Annotated in this window: 23 protein-coding genes and 1 tRNA gene; 13 read left to right on the forward strand and 11 right to left on the reverse strand. The window is 69.6% G+C overall.

Annotated elements, in window-relative coordinates:
* Positions 1–121 precede the first annotated feature (121 nt).
* Positions 122–1,483, forward strand: coding sequence for a glucose-6-phosphate dehydrogenase (zwf, locus tag VH914_14700; protein ID HEX4492454.1), 1,362 nt, complete (start codon positions 122–124; stop codon positions 1,481–1,483).
* A 119-nt stretch (positions 1,484–1,602) separates the two neighbouring features.
* Positions 1,603–2,199 carry a ParA family protein gene (locus VH914_14705; protein ID HEX4492455.1) on the forward strand — a complete coding sequence of 199 codons (597 nt, stop codon included), beginning with the start codon at positions 1,603–1,605 and terminating at the stop codon, positions 2,197–2,199.
* A gap of 72 nt (positions 2,200–2,271) precedes the next feature.
* Here the strand turns inward: VH914_14705 and VH914_14710 are convergent, their stop codons facing one another.
* From VH914_14710 to VH914_14720, 3 genes are read right to left on the reverse strand one after another with little or no spacing between them, the layout of a single operon-like run.
* Entirely contained in the window at positions 2,272–3,507 is a 1,236-nt protein-coding gene (locus VH914_14710) for a Gfo/Idh/MocA family oxidoreductase (protein ID HEX4492456.1), read from the reverse strand.
* Positions 3,497–4,594, reverse strand: coding sequence for a Gfo/Idh/MocA family oxidoreductase (locus VH914_14715; protein ID HEX4492457.1), 1,098 nt, complete (start codon positions 4,592–4,594; stop codon positions 3,497–3,499). The genes VH914_14710 and VH914_14715 overlap by 11 nt, the downstream gene beginning before the upstream one ends.
* Positions 4,591–5,349: a sugar phosphate isomerase/epimerase gene (locus VH914_14720; GenBank protein HEX4492458.1), complete on the reverse strand. Its 759-nt coding sequence runs from the start codon at positions 5,347–5,349 to the stop codon at positions 4,591–4,593. Before VH914_14720 ends, VH914_14715 begins: the two co-directional genes overlap by 4 nt.
* A 71-nt stretch (positions 5,350–5,420) precedes the next feature.
* Between VH914_14720 and VH914_14725 the strand changes: the two genes are divergently transcribed.
* The 4 genes from VH914_14725 (at position 5,421) to VH914_14740 (ending at position 8,125) form a co-directional block, all read left to right on the forward strand.
* Complete coding sequence (locus VH914_14725; protein ID HEX4492459.1) at positions 5,421–5,807, forward strand: metalloregulator ArsR/SmtB family transcription factor; 387 nt, start codon at positions 5,421–5,423, stop codon at positions 5,805–5,807.
* The gene (locus tag VH914_14730; GenBank protein HEX4492460.1) at positions 5,807–6,241 is read left to right on the forward strand and encodes an SRPBCC family protein; all 435 of its coding nucleotides are present in this window, start codon (positions 5,807–5,809) and stop codon (positions 6,239–6,241) included. Before VH914_14725 ends, VH914_14730 begins: the two co-directional genes overlap by 1 nt.
* 113 nt (positions 6,242–6,354) lie before the next feature.
* Positions 6,355–7,119 carry a VOC family protein gene (locus VH914_14735; protein HEX4492461.1) on the forward strand — a complete coding sequence of 255 codons (765 nt, stop codon included), beginning with the start codon at positions 6,355–6,357 and terminating at the stop codon, positions 7,117–7,119.
* 112 nt (positions 7,120–7,231) lie between these two features.
* On the forward strand, positions 7,232–8,125 hold the full coding sequence (locus VH914_14740; protein HEX4492462.1) for an acyl-CoA desaturase: 894 nt from the start codon (positions 7,232–7,234) through the stop codon (positions 8,123–8,125).
* Here the strand turns inward: VH914_14740 and VH914_14745 are convergent.
* A complete protein-coding gene (locus VH914_14745; protein HEX4492463.1) occupies positions 8,101–8,568 on the reverse strand; it encodes a GNAT family N-acetyltransferase in 468 nt (155 codons plus the stop codon). The two genes, VH914_14740 and VH914_14745, sit on opposite strands and share 25 nt — an antisense overlap.
* Before the next feature lie 36 nt (positions 8,569–8,604).
* Between VH914_14745 and VH914_14750 the strand changes: the two genes are divergently transcribed.
* From VH914_14750 to VH914_14760, 3 genes are all read left to right on the forward strand, one after another.
* Positions 8,605–9,564, forward strand: a complete 960-nt coding sequence (locus tag VH914_14750) for a YihY/virulence factor BrkB family protein (protein HEX4492464.1) — start codon at positions 8,605–8,607, stop codon at positions 9,562–9,564.
* A 73-nt stretch (positions 9,565–9,637) separates the two neighbouring features.
* Positions 9,638–10,888, forward strand: coding sequence for an amidohydrolase family protein (locus tag VH914_14755; protein ID HEX4492465.1), 1,251 nt, complete (start codon positions 9,638–9,640; stop codon positions 10,886–10,888).
* 102 nt (positions 10,889–10,990) lie between these two features.
* Entirely contained in the window at positions 10,991–12,136 is a 1,146-nt protein-coding gene (locus VH914_14760) for a hypothetical protein (GenBank protein HEX4492466.1), read from the forward strand.
* 6 nt (positions 12,137–12,142) lie between these two features.
* On the opposite strand, the gene VH914_14765 is transcribed toward VH914_14760, so the two are convergent.
* From VH914_14765 to VH914_14780, 4 genes are read right to left on the reverse strand one after another with little or no spacing between them, the layout of a single operon-like run.
* Positions 12,143–13,954: a M3 family oligoendopeptidase gene (locus tag VH914_14765; protein ID HEX4492467.1), complete on the reverse strand. Its 1,812-nt coding sequence runs from the start codon at positions 13,952–13,954 to the stop codon at positions 12,143–12,145.
* On the reverse strand, positions 13,951–15,054 hold the full coding sequence (locus VH914_14770) for a sterol desaturase family protein (protein HEX4492468.1): 1,104 nt from the start codon (positions 15,052–15,054) through the stop codon (positions 13,951–13,953). Before VH914_14770 ends, VH914_14765 begins: the two co-directional genes overlap by 4 nt.
* Positions 15,055–15,088: 34 nt before the next feature.
* Positions 15,089–15,937 (reverse strand): ABC transporter permease subunit, encoded by an 849-nt coding sequence (locus VH914_14775; GenBank protein HEX4492469.1) that lies wholly within the window; start codon positions 15,935–15,937, stop codon positions 15,089–15,091.
* Positions 15,934–16,860: an ATP-binding cassette domain-containing protein gene (locus tag VH914_14780; protein HEX4492470.1), complete on the reverse strand. Its 927-nt coding sequence runs from the start codon at positions 16,858–16,860 to the stop codon at positions 15,934–15,936. Before VH914_14780 ends, VH914_14775 begins: the two co-directional genes overlap by 4 nt.
* A 114-nt stretch (positions 16,861–16,974) precedes the next feature.
* Here VH914_14780 and VH914_14785 point away from each other — a divergent pair, with 114 nt between their 5' ends.
* From VH914_14785 to VH914_14795, 3 genes are read left to right on the forward strand one after another with little or no spacing between them, the layout of a single operon-like run.
* A complete protein-coding gene (locus VH914_14785) occupies positions 16,975–17,547 on the forward strand; it encodes a DUF2231 domain-containing protein (protein ID HEX4492471.1) in 573 nt (190 codons plus the stop codon).
* A 17-nt stretch (positions 17,548–17,564) separates the two neighbouring features.
* On the forward strand, positions 17,565–17,708 hold the full coding sequence (locus VH914_14790) for a hypothetical protein (GenBank protein ID HEX4492472.1): 144 nt from the start codon (positions 17,565–17,567) through the stop codon (positions 17,706–17,708).
* Complete coding sequence (locus VH914_14795; protein ID HEX4492473.1) at positions 17,705–18,112, forward strand: hypothetical protein; 408 nt, start codon at positions 17,705–17,707, stop codon at positions 18,110–18,112. Before VH914_14790 ends, VH914_14795 begins: the two co-directional genes overlap by 4 nt.
* A 42-nt stretch (positions 18,113–18,154) precedes the next feature.
* On the opposite strand, the gene VH914_14800 is transcribed toward VH914_14795, so the two are convergent.
* Both VH914_14800 and VH914_14805 read right to left on the reverse strand, forming a co-directional pair.
* On the reverse strand, positions 18,155–18,895 hold the full coding sequence (locus tag VH914_14800) for a glycoside hydrolase family 16 protein (protein HEX4492474.1): 741 nt from the start codon (positions 18,893–18,895) through the stop codon (positions 18,155–18,157).
* Positions 18,896–19,132: 237 nt separating this feature from the next.
* A complete protein-coding gene (locus VH914_14805; protein ID HEX4492475.1) occupies positions 19,133–19,597 on the reverse strand; it encodes an STAS domain-containing protein in 465 nt (154 codons plus the stop codon).
* 310 nt (positions 19,598–19,907) lie between these two features.
* On the opposite strand from VH914_14805, the gene VH914_14810 reads away from it, so the two are divergent.
* A complete protein-coding gene (locus VH914_14810) occupies positions 19,908–20,843 on the forward strand; it encodes an acyl-CoA desaturase (GenBank protein HEX4492476.1) in 936 nt (311 codons plus the stop codon).
* Positions 20,844–20,869: 26 nt separating this feature from the next.
* On the opposite strand, the gene VH914_14815 is transcribed toward VH914_14810, so the two are convergent.
* A tRNA-Arg gene (locus tag VH914_14815) sits at positions 20,870–20,943 on the reverse strand.
* Between the last annotated feature and the right edge of the window lie 18 nt (positions 20,944–20,961).

Genomic DNA, 20,961 nt, shown 5'->3' on the forward strand with positions numbered 1-20,961 from the left:
ACTCCGAATGGCAACGGTTTCCGCATGAGCGCGCGAGCGAAGCGAGCGGCGCGGCCACGATTGCTCCCATCCCGCGTCAAGGAGGGCGAGCTTGCGAGCCCGACCAGGTAGTTCAGACGCGTTGGTCTTCTTCGGCGCGTCGGGCGATCTCGCGTACAAGCAGATCTTCCCCGCGCTCTACGCGATGACGAAGCACGGGCATCTCGACGTGCGCGTGATCGGCGTCGCGTCGTCGGACTGGACGGTCGAGCAGTTGCGCGACCGCGCGCGGCAGAGCATCCAGGAGCACGGCGGCATCGACGACGAGAAGGCGCTCGCGGATCTCCTCGGCCGGTTGCAGTACATCGACGGCGACTACAAGGACGCGGCGACGTTCACCGCGCTCAAGCAGGAGCTCGGCGACGCGCGGCGCCCCGTGCACTACCTCGCGATCCCGCCGAGCCTGTTCTCCGTCGTCGTCGAGGGGCTCGGCAAGGCGAGCTGCGCCGACGACGCGCGCGTGATCATCGAGAAGCCGTTCGGACGTGATCTCGCGTCGGCGCGCGAGCTCAACTCGGTGCTGCACTCCGTCTTCCCTGAGCCGTCGATCTTCCGCATCGACCACTTCCTCGGCAAGGAGGAGGTGCAGAACCTCCTCTACTTCCGGTTCGCCAACTCGTTCCTCGAGCCGATCTGGAACCGCAACTACGTCGCGAGCGTGCAGGTCACGATGGCCGAGGACTTCGGCTGCCAGGGTCGCGGCAAGTTCTACGAAGAGGTCGGCGCGCTGCGCGACGTCGTGCAGAACCACCTGTTCCAGATCGTCGCCCTGCTCGCGGCGGAGCCGCCGGTGGGCATGCACGTCGAGGCGCTGCGCGACGAGAAGGAGAAGGTGTTCCGCGCGATGCGGCCGCTCGATCCGGCCGATCTCGTGCGCGGCCAGTTCGACGGCTACCGCGACGAGCCCGGCGTCGCGAAGGACTCCGACGTCGAGACGTTCGTCGCGCTGCGGCTCTTCATCGACTCGTGGCGCTGGGGCGGCGTGCCGTTCTACATCCGCGCCGGCAAGAACCTGCCGGTGACGTGCACCGAGGTGCGGGTCGAGCTGAAGGCACCGCCGCAGCAGGTGTTCGAGGAGCACCTTCCGTCGGCGAGCGACACGAACTATCTCCGCTTCCGGCTCAGCCCCAAGGTCGCGATCGCGCTCGGCGCGCGCGCGAAGTCGCCGGGGGAGGACTTCGTCGGCCACCAGCTCGAGCTGTACCTCTGCGACCAGCATCCCGACGAGATGCAGCCCTACGAGCGGCTACTCGGCGACGCGATGCACGGTGAGACGTTGCTCTTCGCGCGCGAGGACGGCGTCGAGGCCGCGTGGGCGGCGGTCGAGCCGGTGCTCGAGCAGCACGCACCCGTGATCCCATACGCGGTGCACTCGTGGGGACCGAAGGAAGCCGACGCGCTGATCTCGACCGCGGGCGGTTGGCACAACCCCGTGGTCGAGTAACGGTTCGCGTCAGAGCGCGCGAGCGCAGCGAGCAGCGCGGCCTCGGCCACTTCGATCCCGCGTTGGGGAGGGCGAAGCTTGCGAGCCCGACCAAATGAATGCCGCTAGGTTCCCCCCTCATGATCATCGTGACGGCGGCGTTGAAGGGCGGAGTGGGAAAGACGACGACCTCGGTGTACCTCGCCGGGCTGGCGGCGGCGTCCAAGCGCGACACCACGCTCGTCGACTCCGATCCACAGGCGAGCGCGGCCGACTGGGTCGAGAAGTCGGGCGATCCGCAGCTCGGATCGATCACGCTGGTCGAGGCACCGACCGAGCGGTTGCTCGCGAAGGCGCTCGAACGCATCGGGCCGAGCGAGATCGCGATCGTCGACACGCCGCCCGGCCACGAACGTCTGCTCGCGAAGGCGATCGACGTCGCCGACTGCGTCGTCGTGCCGACGCGCATCGGTGGCGTGGAGACGACGCGTGTCGAGGCCGTGCTCGCGATGGTGCCGGTGAACGTGCCGCTCGGGCTCGTCATCTGCTCGGCCCGCACGTTCACCCGCGACTATCAGGATGTCGTCGACTCGTGGCGTGACGCCAGGGTCGAGGTGTGGGGCACGATCCCCGAACGGGTCGCGATCGCGTCGGGACCCGACGGGCCGTTGTCGCCCGACGGGCTCGACTCGTACCGCCCGGTGTGGCGGCGCGCGTCCCGCGCCGTGCGGGAGTAACCGCTCGTTCCTGCACGAGCGCGCGAGCGGAACGGCGCGGCCACGGCCGTGGCTGCTCCCATCCCGCGAGAGTTACAGCAATATCTCTGCGCCGCGACCCTGCTGGATCAGCGGCACGTAGTCGTCGAGCTCGGGATCGTCGACGCGGACCACTGCGCCGCGCTCGGCCGACAGGTACGCGGCCATCGTGAGCCGCACGACCTCGAGGCCGTAGTCGAAGTCCAGCAACGCGTCCCGTCCGTCGCGGAACGCGGTGAGTGCGTCGACGTGCTCGTCGGTGTAGCCGTAGAGGTCGGGCTCGTTGGGTTGGATCGCGAGGAGACCGTGCGACGCGGTCGACTTCTCGAGCGCGCGCTCGGCGTCGGCGACCGACGCGGCGGCGGCATCGCCGACGAACACCTCGAGCGGCGAGCGCAGCGTGTTCGCCTCGAGCGCGTAGCCGGGACCGATGCCGTCGATCAGCAGCCGCAGTCCCTGCTTGTCGTACATCCACGAGACCGTGAACTGTGCCTTCGTGCGCCGGCCCGTCTCGGGATTGCGGTACGTGACCATGCCGGTGGCGAAGTCCTCGGCCGGCGTGCGCGCGTAGTCGACGCCGTGCCGTGCGCGCAGCTCGTCGCGCCAGCGCGGTTGGCCCCATTTCAACAGGCCGACGTCGCACGACACGGTCTCGGGCACGAGGAACGACGGGTCGCGTCCCGCGGGCGTGAGCAGGTGGCGCCCGACCGCGAGGCAGTGGCAGCCCATGTCGGAGAGCACGCCGCCGCCCTGTTGCGTCGGATCCCAGAACCACGCGCTGTGCGGTCCCGCGTGCTCCTCACCCGAGCGCGCGAGCACGAGCGGACCCATCGCGTCCTCGACGCCGCGCAGCTGCGCCTTCGCGTTCTGGAGCACCTTCATGTGGATCTGGTTCTCGAAGTATGCGGTCGGCGCGTCGATCTCGCGTGCCAGCTCGATGACGCGTCGCGCCTCGGGGAGGTTGCGCGCGAGCGGCTTCTCGCAGATGAGGCCGCGCAGGCGTGCGCCGTTGCGCGCCGCATCGGCGATCTCCTCCATCACCGCGACGCGTGTGAAGTTCGGTCCGAAGATCGCGACGACATCGACGTGCTCGGCCATCTCGCGAACGCTGCCGAACACGCGCGCATCGCCGAGTCCGCGTGCACGAGCCGATGCCGCGAGCTCATCCGGCGGTGTGCGGGACGTCAGCCCCGCGACCTCGATCCCGCGCACGCTCTCCAGCGCGCGCAGGTGGAACCCCGCGACGAACCCGCGTCCGACGATGCCGTAACGGAGGGGTTCAGTCGTCAAAGGTGTTCTCGGGGAGGTCGGGTGGGAGGAGTGCGGCCGGCGTGCACGTCGTGGAGAGCTCGACGTGCCGGCCCTCGTCCGACGCGCGCACCGACGCGGTCATCAGCTCCAGCACGTGCAACGCGACGGCGCCGGACGCACGGTGCGCACGGCCCGTGCGCGTCGCCCAGATCATGTCGGCGAGACCGATCCCGCGCGACTGCGGCAGCGTCGGCGTGCGCAGCGGCAGCTCGCGCCACTCGGTGTCGCGGGGCCCTCGGATCGTCACCGGCCCGCCGAAGGTGTTCGGGTCGGGGACCGAGAGGGTCGCTTCGGTGCCGTAGATCTCGATGTTGCGGAGGCGGCTCGCCTGCACGTCGAAGCTCGTGACGAGCGTGGCGATCGGGCCGCTCACGAAGTCGATCACCGTCGTCGTGTGGGTCGGCACCTCGACGGGGAGCCGTTCGCCGCGCCGCGGCTCCGACGTGATGGTCCGCTCCGGACGCGTGATGCGCGAGGAACCGGTGACGCGGCGCGCGGGCCCGAGCAGCGACACGAGCGCGGTGAGGTAGTACGGCCCCATGTCGAGCAGCGGGCCCGCACCGCGCCGGTAGAAGAGGTCGGGGTTCGGGTGCCAGCTCTCCGGGCCCGAGCCGAGCATGAACGCGTTCGCGGCGACGGGCTCGCCGATGAGTCCCTGCGCGATCGCGTCGCGACACGTCTGGAGGCCGACGCCGAGGAACGTGTCGGGCGCGCAGCCCAGGCGCAGGTCGCGCTTGGCCGCGCTCGTCACGAGCGCCAGGCCTTCGTCGAAGTCGACGCCGAGCGGCTTCTCGCTGAACGTCGCCTTGCCCGCGTCGAGTGCGGTGCTCGTCACCACTGCGTGCGCGAGCGGCGGCGTGAGGTTGACGATCGTATCGATGTCCGGGTCGTCGAGCACTTCGTCGAAGGTGAGCGCGCGCGGGATGCCGTACTCGACCGCGAGCTCGTTCGCGCGCTCGGGGAGCGCGTCTGCGCACGCGACGACGTCGACGAAGTCGAGCTGGGCGAGCGTGCGCGCGTACGCGGGCGCGATGACGCCGCAGCCGACGATCGCAACCTGCGTCACCGGCGGCCTCGCGACAACCCGTTGCCGGCGAGGTACTGGTAGCTGCGTTCCACTGCGTCGAACATGTCGGTGTCGCACCGATCGAGCTCGACGATGTGCCACTGCGCGTCGGGCGCGGCTGCGATCACGCCGGCAACATCGATCGCGCCGTCGCCGACCGCGACCATGTTCTGCTCGGGATTCTCGGCCGGGCCGTCCTTCACGTGCAGCAACGCGGCGCGCGCTCCGAGCTCGCCGAGCAACGCGACGGGATCGACACCGCCGACTCGGGCCCAGTACACGTCGACCTCGGCGACGATCGCCGGATCCGCGGCATCGAAGAGATGGAGCAGTGCGGGGCGATCGTCGACGGCCGGCAGCTCCCAGAAGTGGTTGTGGTAGCCGAGCGTGAGGCCGCGCTCGCGCGCCTGATCGTTCGCGCGGTTCAGCGCGTCCGCACCCTTGCGGATCCCGTCGCGATCCGCGAACCACTTCGGTGGCAGCACGGGCACGACGACGGTCGTGCATCCGAGCGCGGCGTGCTCGTCGAGCGCGCGGGCGAAGTCGTCGGGCGCGGCGAGGTTCACGTGCGCGCTCGACGCGACGAGTCCGCACTCGTCGAGCGTCGCGCGCACCTCGTCGCCGGTGAGACCGTTCAGGCCCGCGGTCTCGACACCGACGTAGCCGATCTCGCCGAGTCTTCGGAGCACGGCGCGGAAGTCGTTCGCGCACGCGTCTCGCAACGTATAGAGCTGGATCGACGTCGCCGCAGCCATGCGGCGAACCTACACATCGCGCCGGGTGCAGGGTTGACCGAAGCGTAAGTATCGACTAAACAATGCGAGGCATGGACGCCGCCCTCAAGGCCCTCGCCGAACCCCGGCGACGCGAGATCCTGCGCATCGTGTGGAGTCGAGAGGTTGCGGCCAGCGACATCGCCGCGCACTTCGATGTGACGCGCTCCGCGATCTCGCAACACCTCACGGTGCTGAAGGAAGCCGACCTCGTGAGCGAACGCCGCGAAGGCACGCGTCGCTACTACCGAGCGCGCACCGAGACGATGGACGAGCTGCGCGCGTTCCTCGACGACTACTGGACCACCGGCCTCAACCGTCTGCGCGATGCCGCGGAGCGGGCGAGCGGTCGGTCCGGATCGACGTCGAAGCCCCGTGCCGCGACGAGCGAGCACGCGACCGTGATCACCGAAGCCTCTCAACGAAAGAAGAAGCGCTGATGGCCGAGCTCGTGCGCGAGATCCTGATCGACGCCCGACCCGAGACGATCTTCGAGCTGTTGACCGTTCCCGAACGGCACGTCGAATGGCAGGGGACCGAGGTCGACTTCGACCTTCGTCCCGGCGGCACGTACCGCGTGCTCGTCGGCGGGCAGCACGCCGCGGCCGGCGAGTTCGTCGAGATCGTGCCGAACGAGAAGGTCGTGTTCACGTTCGGCTGGGATCAGCCCGACCATCCGATCCCGGCCGGCTCCACGACCGTCGAGTACACGCTGTTGCCCGAGGGTGAGAAGACGCGCGTCCGTCTCGTGCACCGCGGGCTTCCGGACGACGCCATTGCCGATCACACGAACGGCTGGGACCATTACCTCGCGCGCCTCGCCGTCGTCGGCGGTGGCGGCGAGGCCGGGCCCGACCGCATGCCCGGCGGTTGATCCGAGCGGTTCGTCCCGGCCCCGAAGGAGCAGGCGAGCGTGCAACGGCAATCGACGGTGCCGCGCCGATGCCGTGACGAGCGAGCCTGCGCCCATGTGAGAGGAGCTCATCGATGGAGATCGACAGCTACGAGCACGGCGTCCCGTCCTGGGTCGACCTCTCGACACCCGATCCCGCTCGCGCGCGTGCGTTCTACGCGGCGTTGTTCGGCTGGACGGTCGAGGAGGGTCCGCCCGAGGCCGGCGGCTACTCGATCGCCGAGCTGCGCGGCCGTCCGGTCGCGGGCATCGGTCCGCAGATGAACCCGGGGCCGCCGGTGTGGGCGACATACGTGAACGTCGACGACGCCGACACGGTCGTGAAGGCCGCGGCCGCGGCGGGCGGCGCGACGTTCATGGAGCCGATGGACGTGATGGACGTCGGCCGCATGGCGTTCTTCGCGGATCCGCAGGGCGCGGCGGTCGGCGTGTGGCAGCCGAAGGCGCACAAGGGCGCGGGCATCGTGAACGAGCCCGGCACGCTCGCGTGGAACGAGCTCGTGACGAGCGACACCGACGGCGCAGCCGCGTTCTACGGCGAGGTGTTCGGTTGGGGCGCGGTCACGCACGGCGAGGGCGCGGGCGCGTACACCGAGTTCCAGGTCGGTGGCCGGTCGATCGCGGGGATGATGGCGAAGACGCCCGACATGCCCCCGGAGATGCCGTCGTACTGGGGCGTCTACTTCTCGGTCGCCGATGCCGACGCCACCGTGCAGCGCGTGTCGGAGCTCGGCGGCACGGTGATGATGCCGCCCCGTGACATCGAGCCCGGACGGTTCGCGATCCTCATCGATCCGACCGGTGCGACGTTCAGCATCCTCGGGCCGAAGGCTTCCTGAGAGGCCTGCCTGCATCGCCCTACTCATGCGTAGGAGCTCGGCCTACTCATGAGTAGGCTGGCGCCACAGGCAGATCCGCCGGTTCTGACCGTGAGCCGAGGAGCAACCCGACGTGGTGTCAGCGACGGCGATCCCCGCCGATCCCGACCTGTCCGCGCGCCCACCGCACGACGAGCGCCTCCCGGACGAGCGTCTCAACGTCCGGTCGTCGATCCCGTTCGGGCTCGTCCACCTGGTCCCGTTCCTTGCGATCTTCACGGGCGTGACCGAGAAGGTCGTGCTCCTCGCGTTCGCGACGTTCGCGGTGCGCATGTTCCTGATCACCGCGGGCTACCACCGCTACTTCTCGCACCGCAGCTTCCGCACGAACCGCGTCGTGCAGTTCCTGCTCGCGTTCGGTGGAACCATGGCCGCGCAGAAGGGGCCGTTGTGGTGGGCCGCGCACCACCGCAACCACCACCAGTTCGCCGACACCGACGACGACGCGCACAGCCCGCGGCGCGGCTTCTGGTGGAGTCACGTCGGTTGGATCCTGTGCGACAAGTACGGCGAGTCGCGGCACGACAACATCCGCGACTTCGCGAAGTACCCGGAGTTGCGCTTCCTCGACAAGCACGACTGGATCGGCCCCTGGACGCTTGGGGTCGCGTGCTACCTCATCGGTGGTTGGAGCGGTCTGGTCGTCGGCTTCTTCGCTTCGACCGTCCTGTTGTGGCACGTCACATTCACCGTGAACTCGCTCGCGCACGTCTTCGGCAGCCGCAAGTACGACACGACCGACACGAGTCGCAACAACGTGTTCATCGCGCTCGCGACCGGCGGCGAGGGCTGGCACAACAACCACCACCGCTACCCGTTCGCGGCGCGCCAGGGCTTCCGCTGGTGGCAGATCGACACCACGTACTACGTGCTGCGCCTGATGGCCGCGCTCGGCCTCGTACGCGACCTGCGGCCGGTGCCGGCCGAGGTGGTCGCGGAGGGCTACAGGGTCAAGCCGAGGAAGTGAGTCGCGTCGGGGTTGTCGTTGTAGCGCTCGATGGGTAGGAAGCCGTGCTTCGCGTAGAGCGCGAGCGCCTCGACGAGCACGCCGTTGGTGTCGAGCACGAGCCGTTGGTGTCCGAGCGCGCGGCTGTGCGCGACGAGCTCGTCGAGCAGGCGACTGCCGAGACCCGCGCCGCGCGCATCGGGATGGATCCACATGCGCTTCAGCTCTCCGGTGCGCGCGTCGATGCTGCGCACTGCGCCGCAACCGGCGACCGCGTCGTCGCGGTACACCAGTAGGAAGCAGCCGCCGGGACGCTGGTAGTCGTCGACGTCGTCGGCCTGCTCCGGATCGACGCCGGTGATGCCCGCGACGCGGTCGAGGATCTCGTTCAGGTACTGCGTCAGCGCGTCGCGCGCGTCAGGCCCGTGCGGGTCGACTGCGACGATGCGTGGCGCTTGCGGCACGCGGGGAACGGTAATGCTGTGAACGTGGTCGGCGGCGTGAGCAGCGGGGTGAAGCGCGTGCTGCGCGCCGTCGACGAGTTCCAGCAATCGCACGCACCGCTCGCGTTCGTGTACGGCGTCGTGAAGAAGTTCGGCGACGACCGCGGCAGTCAACTCGCCGGGCTCATCGCGTTCTACGGCTTCCTCTCGTTCTTTCCACTGATGCTCGTCGTGATCACGGTGACCGCGTTCCTCGCGCACGGCAACGCGCACCTTGCGTCGCAGATCCAATCGTCGGCGTTGAGTCAGTTCCCGGTCGTCGGCAAGGACCTCACGAGCAACGACAAGGCGTTGCCGGGCAACGGCTTCGGTCTCGCGGTCGGTCTCGTCGGTCTCGTCTGGGGCGCGCTCGGCGTCACCCAGGCAGTCCAGTACGCGTTCGCCGAGGTGTGGCACGTGCCCTACAAGGACCGCGCGCCATACTTCGTCCGCATCGCGCGCGGCCTCGGTCTGTTCGCGTTGCTCGGGCTCGGCGTCGTCGTGACCGCGCTGCTCGCGTCGCTCGGACCGATCCTCGGCGACTCGTTCCTCGCGGGCGCAGCCGGCTTCGTCGCCGGTGTCGTGGTGAGCATCGGGCTCTACCTCGTCGTGTTCCAACTGCACAGTCCGAAGCAATGCACGTGGCGCCACCTGCTCCCGGGCGCGATCGTCGCGGGCGTCGGCTGGCAGGCACTCGAGCTCGTCGGCGTGCAGCTCGTACAGCACCAGCTCAAGAACGCGTCGCAGCTCTACGGAACCGTGGCGTTCGTCCTCGGGCTGATCTCGTTCCTCGCGTTCGTCGCGCAGATCACGCTCTACGGCATCGAGATCAACTCGGTGCGCGTGCAGGAGCTCTGGCCGCGCAGCCTCTCCGCTCCGCCCTACACCGACGCCGACCGCGAGATGCTGCGGATCCTCGCCCGCCAGGAAGTCCGGCGCGCCGGCGAGCGGATCGACGTCGCGTTCGAGGACGCTTGATGATCGCGCTCGCTTCGCTCGCCAAAGCGACCCGACCGTTCCTGCGGGCACCTTGGTTCGGTAGGGTCGGTTCGTGACCGCCACGCTCGCGATCGTCGCCGACCGACTCATCGACGGCACCGAGCGCGAGCCCGTCGAGCAGGCGGTGCTCGTCACGTCGAACGGGCGGATCGACGCGGTCGGCGCGCGTGCGTCGGTGAAGATCCCCGACGGCGCGACGATCGTCGAAGGCGACGACCTCACGCTGCTGCCGGGGTTCATCGACGCGCACGTGCACCTCGCGATGCAGTCGGGCGTCGACTACGGCCGGCTGCTGATGACCCAGCGCTCGATGCAGCTGCTGATGGCGGTGCCGAACTCCGCGGTCACGTTGGAGGCCGGCGTCACGACCGTGCGCGACGCGGGGCTGAGTCCGGCGAGCGTGCGCGACGCGATCGACGCGGGCTACTTCCCGGGGCCGCGCTGCCAGATGGCGGTGAGCATTCTCAGCCAGAGCGGTGGCCACGGTGACCCGACGATGCCGTGCGGCTGCGAGCTCTACCTCGACTGCGGGATCGACATCCCCGACGCGCGGGTCGACGGTGCCGACATGATGCGCCGGCGCGTCCGAGAGGTGCTGGCGGCCGGGGCCGACTGGATCAAGCTCTGCACAAGCGGTGGCGTGCTGTCGCCGCACGACACTCCGGACGCCGCGCAGTTCACGGTCACGGAGATCGAGGTCGCGGTCGAGGAGGCCGCCGCGCAGGGCAAGCGGGTGATGGCACACGCGATGTCGACCGCGGGCATCAAGCACGCGTTGCGCGCGGGTGTCGCGAGCATCGAGCACGGCTGCTTCCTCGACGAGGAGGCGATCGCGCTGATGAAGGAACGCGGCGCGTGGTTGGTGCCGACGTTGGTCGCCCCGCGCGACGTGATCGCCGCGGGTGGCGAGGGCCGCACGATCCCCGAGGCGATGGTCGCCAAGGCGCGCGCCGTGAGCGCCGCGCACATGGAGTCGTTCCGCGCTGCGGTCGCGGCGGGAGTGAACATCGCGATGGGCACGGACTCCGCCGTTGGTCCGCACGGCGGCAACCTGCGCGAGCTCGCGCTCATGGTCGAAGGCGGGATGACACCGCTCGACGCGATCCGCACCTCGACCGCGGCGCCCGCGCGCTTGCTGCGGCGCGACGCCGACCTCGGCGCGCTCGAGCCCGGCAAGCTCGCCGACGTCGTCGTCGTGCAGGGCGACCCGCTCGCCGACATGGGCATCCTGGCGGAAGCGCAACGCATCCGGCTCGTGCTCAAGGGCGGGGTCGCCGCGAAGGATCTGTTGACGACTCGTTGATCGGCGCGGTGAACCCGGCGCTCGCGCGTCCGTAGTACCTCCGAACGAACGTCGAACCGGATCGGGGGAGCGATGCGCGCGTTGGTGGGACGGACATGGTGGATGGCCGCATTCGTGGCCGGACTCGTGACGATGTCGGCGGTGGCCGCGGGCGCGGCCTCGTGGACGGTGGAGCCCACGCCCGATCCCGGCGCCGCGAACACGGTCGGCGGTCTCGTCGCGTTCGGGCCGAACGACGTGTGGGCCGTCGGTTCCGCGACGTCACCGAGCTATGCGGGCTGCCACAGTCGCGCGTTCGCGACGCGCTGGAACGGCACCGCGTTCGTGTCGGTGCCGGCGACCGGCGGACCGATCTGCGCGAGCGTGAACGGCGTCGGCGGCAGCGCCGACTCCGACGTGTGGGCGGTCGGTAGCGCGAACGACGGGCGCGCGACACACATTCGCCACTGGGACGGCGGCGCGTGGTCGACCGTCGCCGACGCGAACGTCGCGGGCCCGGCGCCGGGGCGACGGCTGCGCACGACCGCGCTGAACGGGATCGTCTCGCTGAGCGCGTCGAACGCGTGGACGGTGGGCGTGACCGAGTACCCGAGCTTCACGTTGAACACCCTCGTCGAGCACTGGAACGGATCGAAGTGGACCGCGGTCGACGCGACCGGGCCGAAGGGCAGCGAGCTGAACGCGGTGACCGCGCTGTCGCCGAACGATCTGTGGACCGTCGGTGAGGGCGGTTCGTCGGGGAGCGCGGGCCTCGCGACGCTCACCGAGCACTGGAACGGCTCGAAGTGGAGCATCGTCCCGAGTCCGAACACGAACGTCGTGAACTTCCTCCGCGGGGTCTCGGGCGCGTCGAGCAACGACGTCTGGGCCGTCGGCGAGTCGGTCAAGGACTCCTTCGACGGCGTGTCGGTGTCGAGCAATCTGGTCGAGCACTGGGACGGGAAGCGCTGGAGCGTCGTACCGTCACCGAACGTCGGGCCGCGCAACAACCAGCTCGACGCGGTTGCGGCGCGCGGCACGAACGACGTGTGGGCGGCCGGCTTCTCGGAGGTCGTGCGCGGCGACATCCCGGTGCTGCAGACGCTCGTCATGCACTGGAACGGCAAGGCCTGGAAGGTCGTGTCGACGCCCGACGTGGGCTCGGGTGACAACTGGCTCGACTCGGTCGTCGCGCCGGCGGGCAGCCACGAGGTGTTCGCGTCGGGCACGGGCCCGCACGGAACCTTGGTTCTCCGAACTGCGGGGTGACGCGCGTCAGCGCGTGACCGACTCCGCCCGTTGCACGTAGTCGTCGACGTGCCCGGCGAGCACGTCGAGGCTCGACGTCCAGAATCCACCGTCGCGCACGTCGATCCCGAAGCCGCGCGCGAGCGTCACCGCGTCGGCCATGCCCGCCTGCGAGAGCAGGTCTTCGTAGCCCGCCCGGAACGCCTCCGGGTCGTCGAGGTAGCGCGCGTACAGACCGATGCCGAACAGCAGTCCGAACGTGTACGGCCAGTTGTAGAACGGCGTGTAGTAGTGCGGCTTCACCGCCCACATGAACGGATGGCGGTGGTCGGGATGGAGCCCGTCGCCGTACGCGGCGTCCTGCGCGTCGAGCATCGCGGTGTTGAGCTCGTCGACCGAGAGGCTGGTGCGCTTGCGGCGCGCGCAGAGCTCGGTCTCGAACAGGAATCGGCTGTGAATGTCGACGACGACCTGCGCCGCGCCGACGAGGTGCGTGTCGAGCAGCGCGAGCCGTTCGCCGTCGTCGCCCGCGAGCGCGACCGCGTGCTCGAAGAGGAGCGTCTCGCAGAAGATCGACGCGGTCTCGGCGAGCGCCATCGGCAACCGGCGCTGGAGCGGCGTGCGGTCCGCGAGCGTGACGTTGTGGAACGCGTGACCGAGCTCGTGCGCGAGCGTCGTGACCGAGTCGTGGCTGCCGTCGAAGTTCATCATGACCCGGCTGATGTCGCCCTCGACGCCGATGCAATACGCGCCGCCGCGCTTGCCGTCGCGCATTTCCGCGTCGACCCAGCGTTCGTCGAAGGCGCGTTCCGCGAGGCCGACGAGCGCGGGGGAGAACCCGCCGAACGCGGCGCGCACGCGTGAGGTCGCGTCGCTCCACGACGCGCCGGTCTCCGCGCCCACCGGCGCGAAGAGGTCCCACCACGGCAGTCCGCCGTCGTGGCCGAGCAGCCCGGCCTTGGCGCGGAAGTAGCGACGGAAGGTCGGGAGCGACGCGACGACGGCGTCGGTCATCGCGTCGAGGGTGTCGCGGTCGACGTTGTTGTATCGGAGCGCGGGCTCGAGGTCGTCGGCGAAGCCTCGACGCCGGTTCAGCACGCCCATCGTGCCCTTCGCGCCGTTGAGCGCGGCCGCGAGCGGCACCGCGGCCGTCGCCCAGGCCGCGAGCTCGCCGTCGTACGCGGCGCGTCGACGGGCCGCGTCGCGATGGGTCGCGAGACCGCGCGCCATCGTCATCGGGATGCGCTCGACGTCGAGACCCGGCATCCGGAGCTCGACGACGAGCTGCGAGGAGACGTCGCCGTGCAGCCGTTGCCACGCGAGCGCGCTCGCGGGCGCAAGGTCGGCGGCGAGCGATTCCTCGGCCTCGCTCATCTGGAGCTCGGCGCTCTCCGCGGCCGTGCGCAGCACGAACTCGTGCTCGGCCACCGTGAGGCTCTGCTCCGCGAGCCATTCGGTGCCGCCGAGCGCGGCGAGCCACGAGCCGAGCCGCTTGGCCAGCGGCGCGAGCGGCGCGCCGCGTGTCTGCAGCTCGACGAGGCGCGCCGCGGCGCGGTCGTCGCGACTGTCGGTCGTCGTGAGCGCGTAGAGGAACGAGTTGAGCCGGCGCAGCTGCTCCTGCACCGCGTTCGTCGCGTCGAGCAGCGCCTCGAGCGCGTCGACGTCGACGCTCGTCGGTTGGCGCGTGTCGCCGCCATGGATGTCGAGCTCGTCGTAGCGCACGCGGAGCCGGTCGATCTCGGCGTAGACGTTCTCCAGCGCGTCGGTGAACGCGCGGTCGTCGACGCTCGCGAAGATCGGCTCGAGGTCCCAGCGCGGCGCGGTGTCGGTGGTCGTCACGGCGCCGAAACTAGTGCCGCGTCCCGGTGGCGTTGATACGCCCAACCTGGACCGCGGAAGACGAACGAGAGCCGTTCGTTCCAGTTCTTGGAGTGGAACACGTCGCGCAGCATCTCGAAGTGCTCGTGCGCGGCGACGCGCAGCGGATTGAACGTGTCGAGGTTCTTCGTCAGCCCGTAGACGACGGCGTCGTCCTCCGGCTCGAACGTCCCGAAGAGCTTGTCCCAGACGATCAGGATGCTGCCGTGGTTGCGGTCGATGTATCGCGGGTTCATGCCGTGATGCACGCGGTGGTGCGACGGCGTGTTGAGAACCTTTTCCAGCGGTCCCATCGTGCGGATCGTGTCGGTGTGGAACCAGTACTGGTAGAGCAGGTTGATCCCACGCGCCTCTTCGATGAGCGCGGGGCGGATGCCGGCGAGCGCGAGCAGCCCGTAGGGCACGAACGTGCCGAGCGCATCGGCGACCGGCTGCCGCAGCGCAGTCGACAGGTTGTAGCGCTCGCTCGAGTGGTGCACGACGTGGATCGCCCACATGTAGCGGCTCTCGTGCATGAACCGGTGATTCCAGTAGTAGACGAGGTCCCAGCCGAAGATCGCCGCGAGCAGCGCGAACGGTCCCGCGCCGAGATCGCGCACGACGCGTCGGTCCCACAGTCGCCGCGCGCTCGTGCGCGATGCGAACGCGGTCGTGATCGCGATCCCGCCGCTGACGATCGCGGTGACCCCGGCCGCGCTCGCGATCTTGCGCGCCGCGCGCCGCGCCCGGCGCCGTCGCGAGCGCGTGATGAGCGGCGCGTCGGTGGGCTCCTCGAGACTTGCGACCAGATCCGCGAGCGTCGTCACCGCGGCCGCGGTCAGCGCGGTGCCGACGAGCGCCTTGCCGTACTTGCCCTTGCCCGGTGTGAACGGCCCGAGCAGCTTCGGCACGACGATCGGCGCGAGGAGGCTCGCGGTGCCCATCGTGAGGCTCGTGATGGTGTCGCGGCGTTCGTAGTCGGCCGCGGTCGGGCCCCGGGCGCCCGCATGGGCGCGCAGCCACGCGTGCTCGGCGCCCATCGTGCCGAAGAAGACCGGGATCGCGGCGACCGTCGGATCCATCGCCGTCATTGTCGCATCCGCGGGCACGGGCCGCTCAGGAGCGGATGTCCTTGCGCTGGAACACCACGAACGCGGCCCCGCCCGCGACGACCAGGTACAAGATCTGCACGACGATGCCGGTGATCATGTCGTGCGAGAAGCGCGCCTGCGTGAACATCGACGTCCACGACTCCGCGTAGTGCGTCGGGAAGCCGTAGCGGACGCGTCCGAGCGCCGTGATCGCGTCGAGGATCTCCGACACGATGTACACGCCGATCGTCGCACCGATCGCGCTCGCGGCGGAATCGGTGAGCGTCGAGAACAACGTGCCGAGGGCGAGCAGCGCAGTGAAGCCGAACGCGACGTACGCGGTCGCGAGCGCGTTCCGCTCGAGCATGACCGTGGTCGAGAGGCGCGTGAACTCGACGAAGGTGCCGTTGCTCACGAAGAACGGCACCCGCACCGGATGCCAGCCGAACAGCAGCACGCCCGCGCCGAGGCCCGCGAGCGCGGCGAGGATCGTCGACGCCCAGATGAGCACGCCCGCGACGAACGCCTTGGCCGCGAGTAGGCGACCGCGGGCAACCGGCCGCATCAGCAGGTAGCGGAGGTTGCCCCAGCCGGCGTCGCCGGCGACGGAGTCGCCCGCGAACGTGCCCGCGATCACGACGAGCAGGAATGCACTCAAGGCTGCGAGCACCGCCGCGGGCACGAGCAGTCCGCTCTGGCGCGCCAGCCGGAACAGACCGTCGGCGGGTCCACCGCTGCCGTCGCCGGGCCGGTCGCCGCGTGCGTGGATCGCGGTGACGATCAACGCGGGCAGTCCGACGAGCAGGAGCACGACGACGAGCGTGCGCACGCGCCGCGCCGCCTTCACGAACTCCGTGCGGACGAGCGCGGTCACGATGCGGCCGGCGCGTGCTGCGGCGGACTTGCGAGCAGGTCGAGGAACGCATCTTCGAGCCGTTGCGTCGCCATGAGCGTCTCGACGCGGATGCCGTTGCTCATGAGCGCGGTCGCGAGATCCGATCGCTGCCCCTCGCGCAGTTGCACGACGAGCCCGTCGCCCTGGCGCTGCACGCCGTCGACGTTCGGCAGCGCGGTGAGCACCGACTGCGCGCGTTCGCAATCGTCGACCTCGACGTAGACGCTTCCCGTCGACCCGATGAGGTCGCGCACGGTGCCGTCGACGACGAGCCGCCCGCGGTTCATCACGATCACGTGGCTGCACATCTGCTCCACCTCGCTCAGGTGGTGGCTCGACAGCAACACCGTCGCACCCTGCGCGCTCACGCGCGCGACGAGCTCACGGATCTCGCGGATCTCACCGGGGTCGAGGCCGTTGGTCGGCTCGTCGAGCACGAGCAGCTCGGGGCGGCCGAGCAGCAGCCGCGCGAAGCCGAGCCGTTGCTTCATGCCCTGCGAGTACGTCTTCACGCGGCGATGGATCGCGTCCTCCAACCCCGCGATCGCCAGCGCGCCGTCGAGGTCGGCGTCCTTCATGCGCGCGCCGCCGGCCTCCCACCAGAGCCGCAGGTTGCGCATCCCGGAGAGATGCGGCACGAACGCGGCCTGCTCGACCATGGCGCCGACGCGTCGCAGCTCGTGACAGCCCGGCGTCACCGTGGTGCCGAACAGACGCGTGCGACCGCCCGACGGACGCTCGAGGCCCATGAGCACGCGCAGCGTCGTCGTCTTCCCCGCGCCGTTCGGACCGAGCAGCCCGTAGACCTGTCCGCGCTCGACGGTGAACGACAGATCCTCGACCGCGTTCACGCCGTGGAAGTGCTTCGAGAGCCCGTCGACCGCGACGACCGCGTCTGCCACGACGCTCACCGTACGGCACGTCTGCGCGCGCCCCGTGCGGACCGTTCTCAGGCCGACTGCGTCGGGCGCGACAACCAGGGGGAGAACCAGACGAACTGACGTGAGGAGTCAACGGTGAGGAAGTTCTCGGTTCGACCGACGCTGACGCTCAGGGGCCGCACGTTCAAGGGCCTGCGCGGATGGTCGGGCAAGCCCCTGCACCCACCGCTCACCGACATCCCGATCACGGCCTACCTCTTCGGTGCGGTGTTCGACCTGTTGTCGGTGATCGGCGGCAAGCACCACGCGTGGGCGCGCGAGATGTGGCACGCGGGTACGTACGTGTTCGTCGGTGGCGGCATCGTGTCGGTGCTCGCGGCCGTCACCGGTCTCTGGGACGCGTGGAAGTCGTCGGAGGCGGGCACGCAGGCGCGCCGCACGATCAACACGCACGCGACGATCATGGTGACCGCCACGGTGCTCGTGCTCGTCGACATCGTCTGGCGGCTCAGCCAGTACCACGTGAAGCCGGTGACGCCCGTCGGCATCACCGTGCTCTCGATCGTGATCGCGCTGCTCGTCTCGGTCGGCGCGACGTTCGGCGGCAGCCTCGTGTTCGAGTACGGGTTCAACGTCGAGACCGCAGGCGACTCGCCGGTCTGGCACCAGTCGGAGACCGACGTGTTCCCCGGACAACACGACGATTGAGCCACTAAACAGAGCGGGTGCTCGAGAGCTGGCAGACGTTCTTGCGCAGTCGATCAACGTCGAGCCGGCCGTCGAGCTCCCCGGGCTCACGGGCCGCCGCGGCCGTGTGCATCGTGGGCGTGCTCGACGCGTGGGTGCTCCTCGTCGAGATCCTGCGATGAGTCGCTACGCGCTCGTCGTGCTGTTGCTCCTGCTCGTGCCGCTCGGCGCGGGTTGTTCGCATGCGCATGTCGCGACCTGCGCGAGCGAGATCCACAAGGCGGCGCCGGTCACCAACCGCGGCACCCGCGCCGCGACGGGCGCCACGCTCACGGTCGACGCGGCGAACGCTGCGTTCGCGCCGACCTGCTTCGACGACGTGCCGCGTGGCGCGGTCACCCTGCGCGTGCGCAACACCGGCAAGTCGTTGCACAACGTGCAGGTGACCGCGCAACACGTCGACGTCGACGTCGCACCGGGGCACACGATCGTCGTGCACCTCCGGATCGCCGACGCTCCGGTGGTCTACGTCTGCAAATACCATCGGAGCCTCGGCATGGTCGGCGTGCTCGTTCCTGCTCGTTGACGGTGGTGTTCGCTCCGCTCGCCGTTCCTGACGCCGGACCGCTTACTCCTTGACTTCGACCCAGTCGACGAGCATCTCGGCGGGTGCCTTCATCGGCGGTGAGATCGAGTTGCTCATGCCGAGGTTCAGGATCACGAACATCGGCGAGTCGGTGACACCTTGCGTGACCGAACCGACCATCTTGGTGTCGTACCAGTAGTTCACGCGACCGTGTCGCCACACGGCCGAGACCGTGTGCCATCCCGCGGTCGTCGGCATCGACGCGCAACCGCCCGGACCGCCGGCGGGCGAGTGGAAGTGCCAGCAGTTGTGGCCGTGCAGCGACTCGAGCACATCGAGCTCACCGGTCTTCGGCCATTGCCCGATGCCGTCGGCCCACACCGACGGCCAGTCCTCTGCGGTGGTCGTTCCCGGCAGCCAGACGCGCGCCCGCAAGCTGCCGTGCGTGAACGTGAAGTGCGCGCGGCTGTTCACGAGTCCCGACGCGTACGCGTAGTGCCGGCCATGGCTGTCGGTGCACGCGCGCTCCGACGCCCGCAGATGCAGGTAACCATCGGACACGGATACCTGCGAAGGGTCGTAGCACGACGCCTCCGCGGAGTTCACCGGTGGTGTGATCGACGTGTTGCCCGCGCCGAGCCAGTTCGGTTGCCATTTCGTGAGATCGAGCGCTTTGCCGTCGAAGTCGTCGCGCCAGACGACTTCGCGTGGATGGCTCTGCGCGCGTGCTGCAACCGGTGTGAGCATTGCGAGGATGATGAGGATGCCGCCGAGTCGTCGCATCGTTCTCCTTGGGTTGAACGTCGCGGACGCCAGAGGACGGCTCGACGCAACGATGCAACGAAGCAACGTGCAGGTCCCCCGACTGGCGGAGGTCTTCGTCACCCGTTCCGCGCGCCTTGAGGGTTGCGCGCGCGAGTTCAACCGCAAGTTGGACGGTTCGGATCATCCGCGAGATGGATGCGCGCGCGCCGTCAGGTAGCGGCGCGTCGATGTGCTATGCGAGACGCGTTGCGATGTTCACATGCGACCGGGGCGAAGCCCGCGCGTGCGTGAACACGACGGCAGCGCGGCCGGGCTCGACGCAGGGGTCGAGGCGCGAGCCGGCCGTCGCTCGCCGCGGCGCGCCGGTCGCGAACTGGGCGACGGCGACGGCGCGCACTCATTGTGATCGGAAGCCACGAGATGCTCGAGACCCGTGATCGCGAGCAGTTGCGTGATGCGCGCGCTCGGGTTGACGACGACGAGCTCACAGTGCTCGACGCGCGCGCGCTCCTCGCACACGACGAGCATCGCGAGACCCTGCGACGAGCAGAACGTCACGTCGGTGAGATCGAGCACGACGCGCGGCGCGACGCAGACTGCGACGATCACCCACGGTTCGATCTCGTCCCGTCCCGCGAGGTCGAGCTCACCGATCACGCCGAGCACCAGCCCGTCGGACGATTGCCGCACGTGAAGACTGGCGATCGATCGGTCGGTCATGGCCTCGTGCTCCGCTCACCGAGGAGGCCGCGCTGCAGGACCGCCAACGGCACGCTACGACGAGGGCGCGACAGTGACAAGGTCGTAACGCCGTTTATCGAGGACCCAGCCGGGTACAACGGGCGGCTTTCGTCTCCGTCCCGGCCGCGAGGCTCCCGAGACGTTGGTGCCAGACCTGAGAGGCGATATCGGCGCGCGACGGTCGGGCGGTATCGTCGCCCGGTCGTCGAACGTGGGCGACGTGCCTCTTGCCCGAACCGTGGGACGGTCGGGGCGCGACGTGCCCGCTGATCGCGACCAGGACGGCAGGATGGCCATTTCGATCGACTCGGGGCCGGCGCGTCCGCCGGGGCCCACGCAATCACCCTTCGTCGGGCTCGTGATGAAGGTCGTCACCGGCGCGCTGGTGGTCGGGCCCGCGGTTGCGCTCGCGATCGCCATCCCGTTGCTATGGGGCAATGTCGTGCACCTGCGCGACGTGATCGTCGGCGCGGTGCTGTTCGTGATCACGGGCTTTGGCATCAGCGTCGGGTACCACCGCCTGTTCACGCACCGGAGCTTCGTGCCGAAGCGCTGGCTCAAGATCGTCCTCGCCGCCGTCGGGTCGTTCGCGATGGAGGGCTCGCTCAGTGGCTGGGTCGCCGCGCACCGCCGGCACCACGTGTACAGCGACGGACCGGGTGATCCCCATTCGCCGCACGGACACGGTCCAGAGCGAGGTGGGCAGCTGCGGGGTCTCGTGCACGCGCACGTCGGCTGGTTGTTCACCGCCGAGCTCACGTCGGCCGAGCAGTACGCGCCCGACGTCCTTCGTGACGACGACACGAGGATCATCAGCGGTTGGTTCCCGCTGTTCGCGGTCGTGTCGCTCGCCGGTCCGTTCTTCATCGGATGGGGAGTGTCGGGCACGATCGGTGGCGCGCTCAGCATGCTGCTCTGGGCGGGCCTGGTCCGCATGATGCTGCTCCACCACGTGACGTGGAGCGTCAACTCGATCTGTCACATGTTCGGCTCGCAGCCCGCGAGCACGAAGGACCACAGCACCAACTTCGCGCCGCTCGCGATCCTCTCGTTCGGCGAGTCGTGGCACAACTTCCACCACGCGCATCCCGCGTGCGCACGTCACGGCGCCCTCCGCCACCAGCTCGACCCGTCGGCGGCGTTGATCCGACTCTTCGAACGCGCCGGCTGGGTCACGCGGGTGCGATGGCCGTCAGAGGCTCAGCTCGCGGGGTGCGCCGGCTGAGCGACGACGTCGCTTCGCGGATGTCGTGCGCCCGGGAGGATTCGAACCTCCGACCGTCGGATTAGAAGTCCGATGCTCTGTCCGGCTGAGCTACGGGCGCGGGAAGCCCGGAGGATAC

It is taken from the genome of Acidimicrobiia bacterium (genome assembly GCA_036271555.1).
In the GTDB taxonomy this organism is placed as follows: Bacteria; Actinomycetota; Acidimicrobiia; order IMCC26256; family PALSA-610; genus DATBAK01.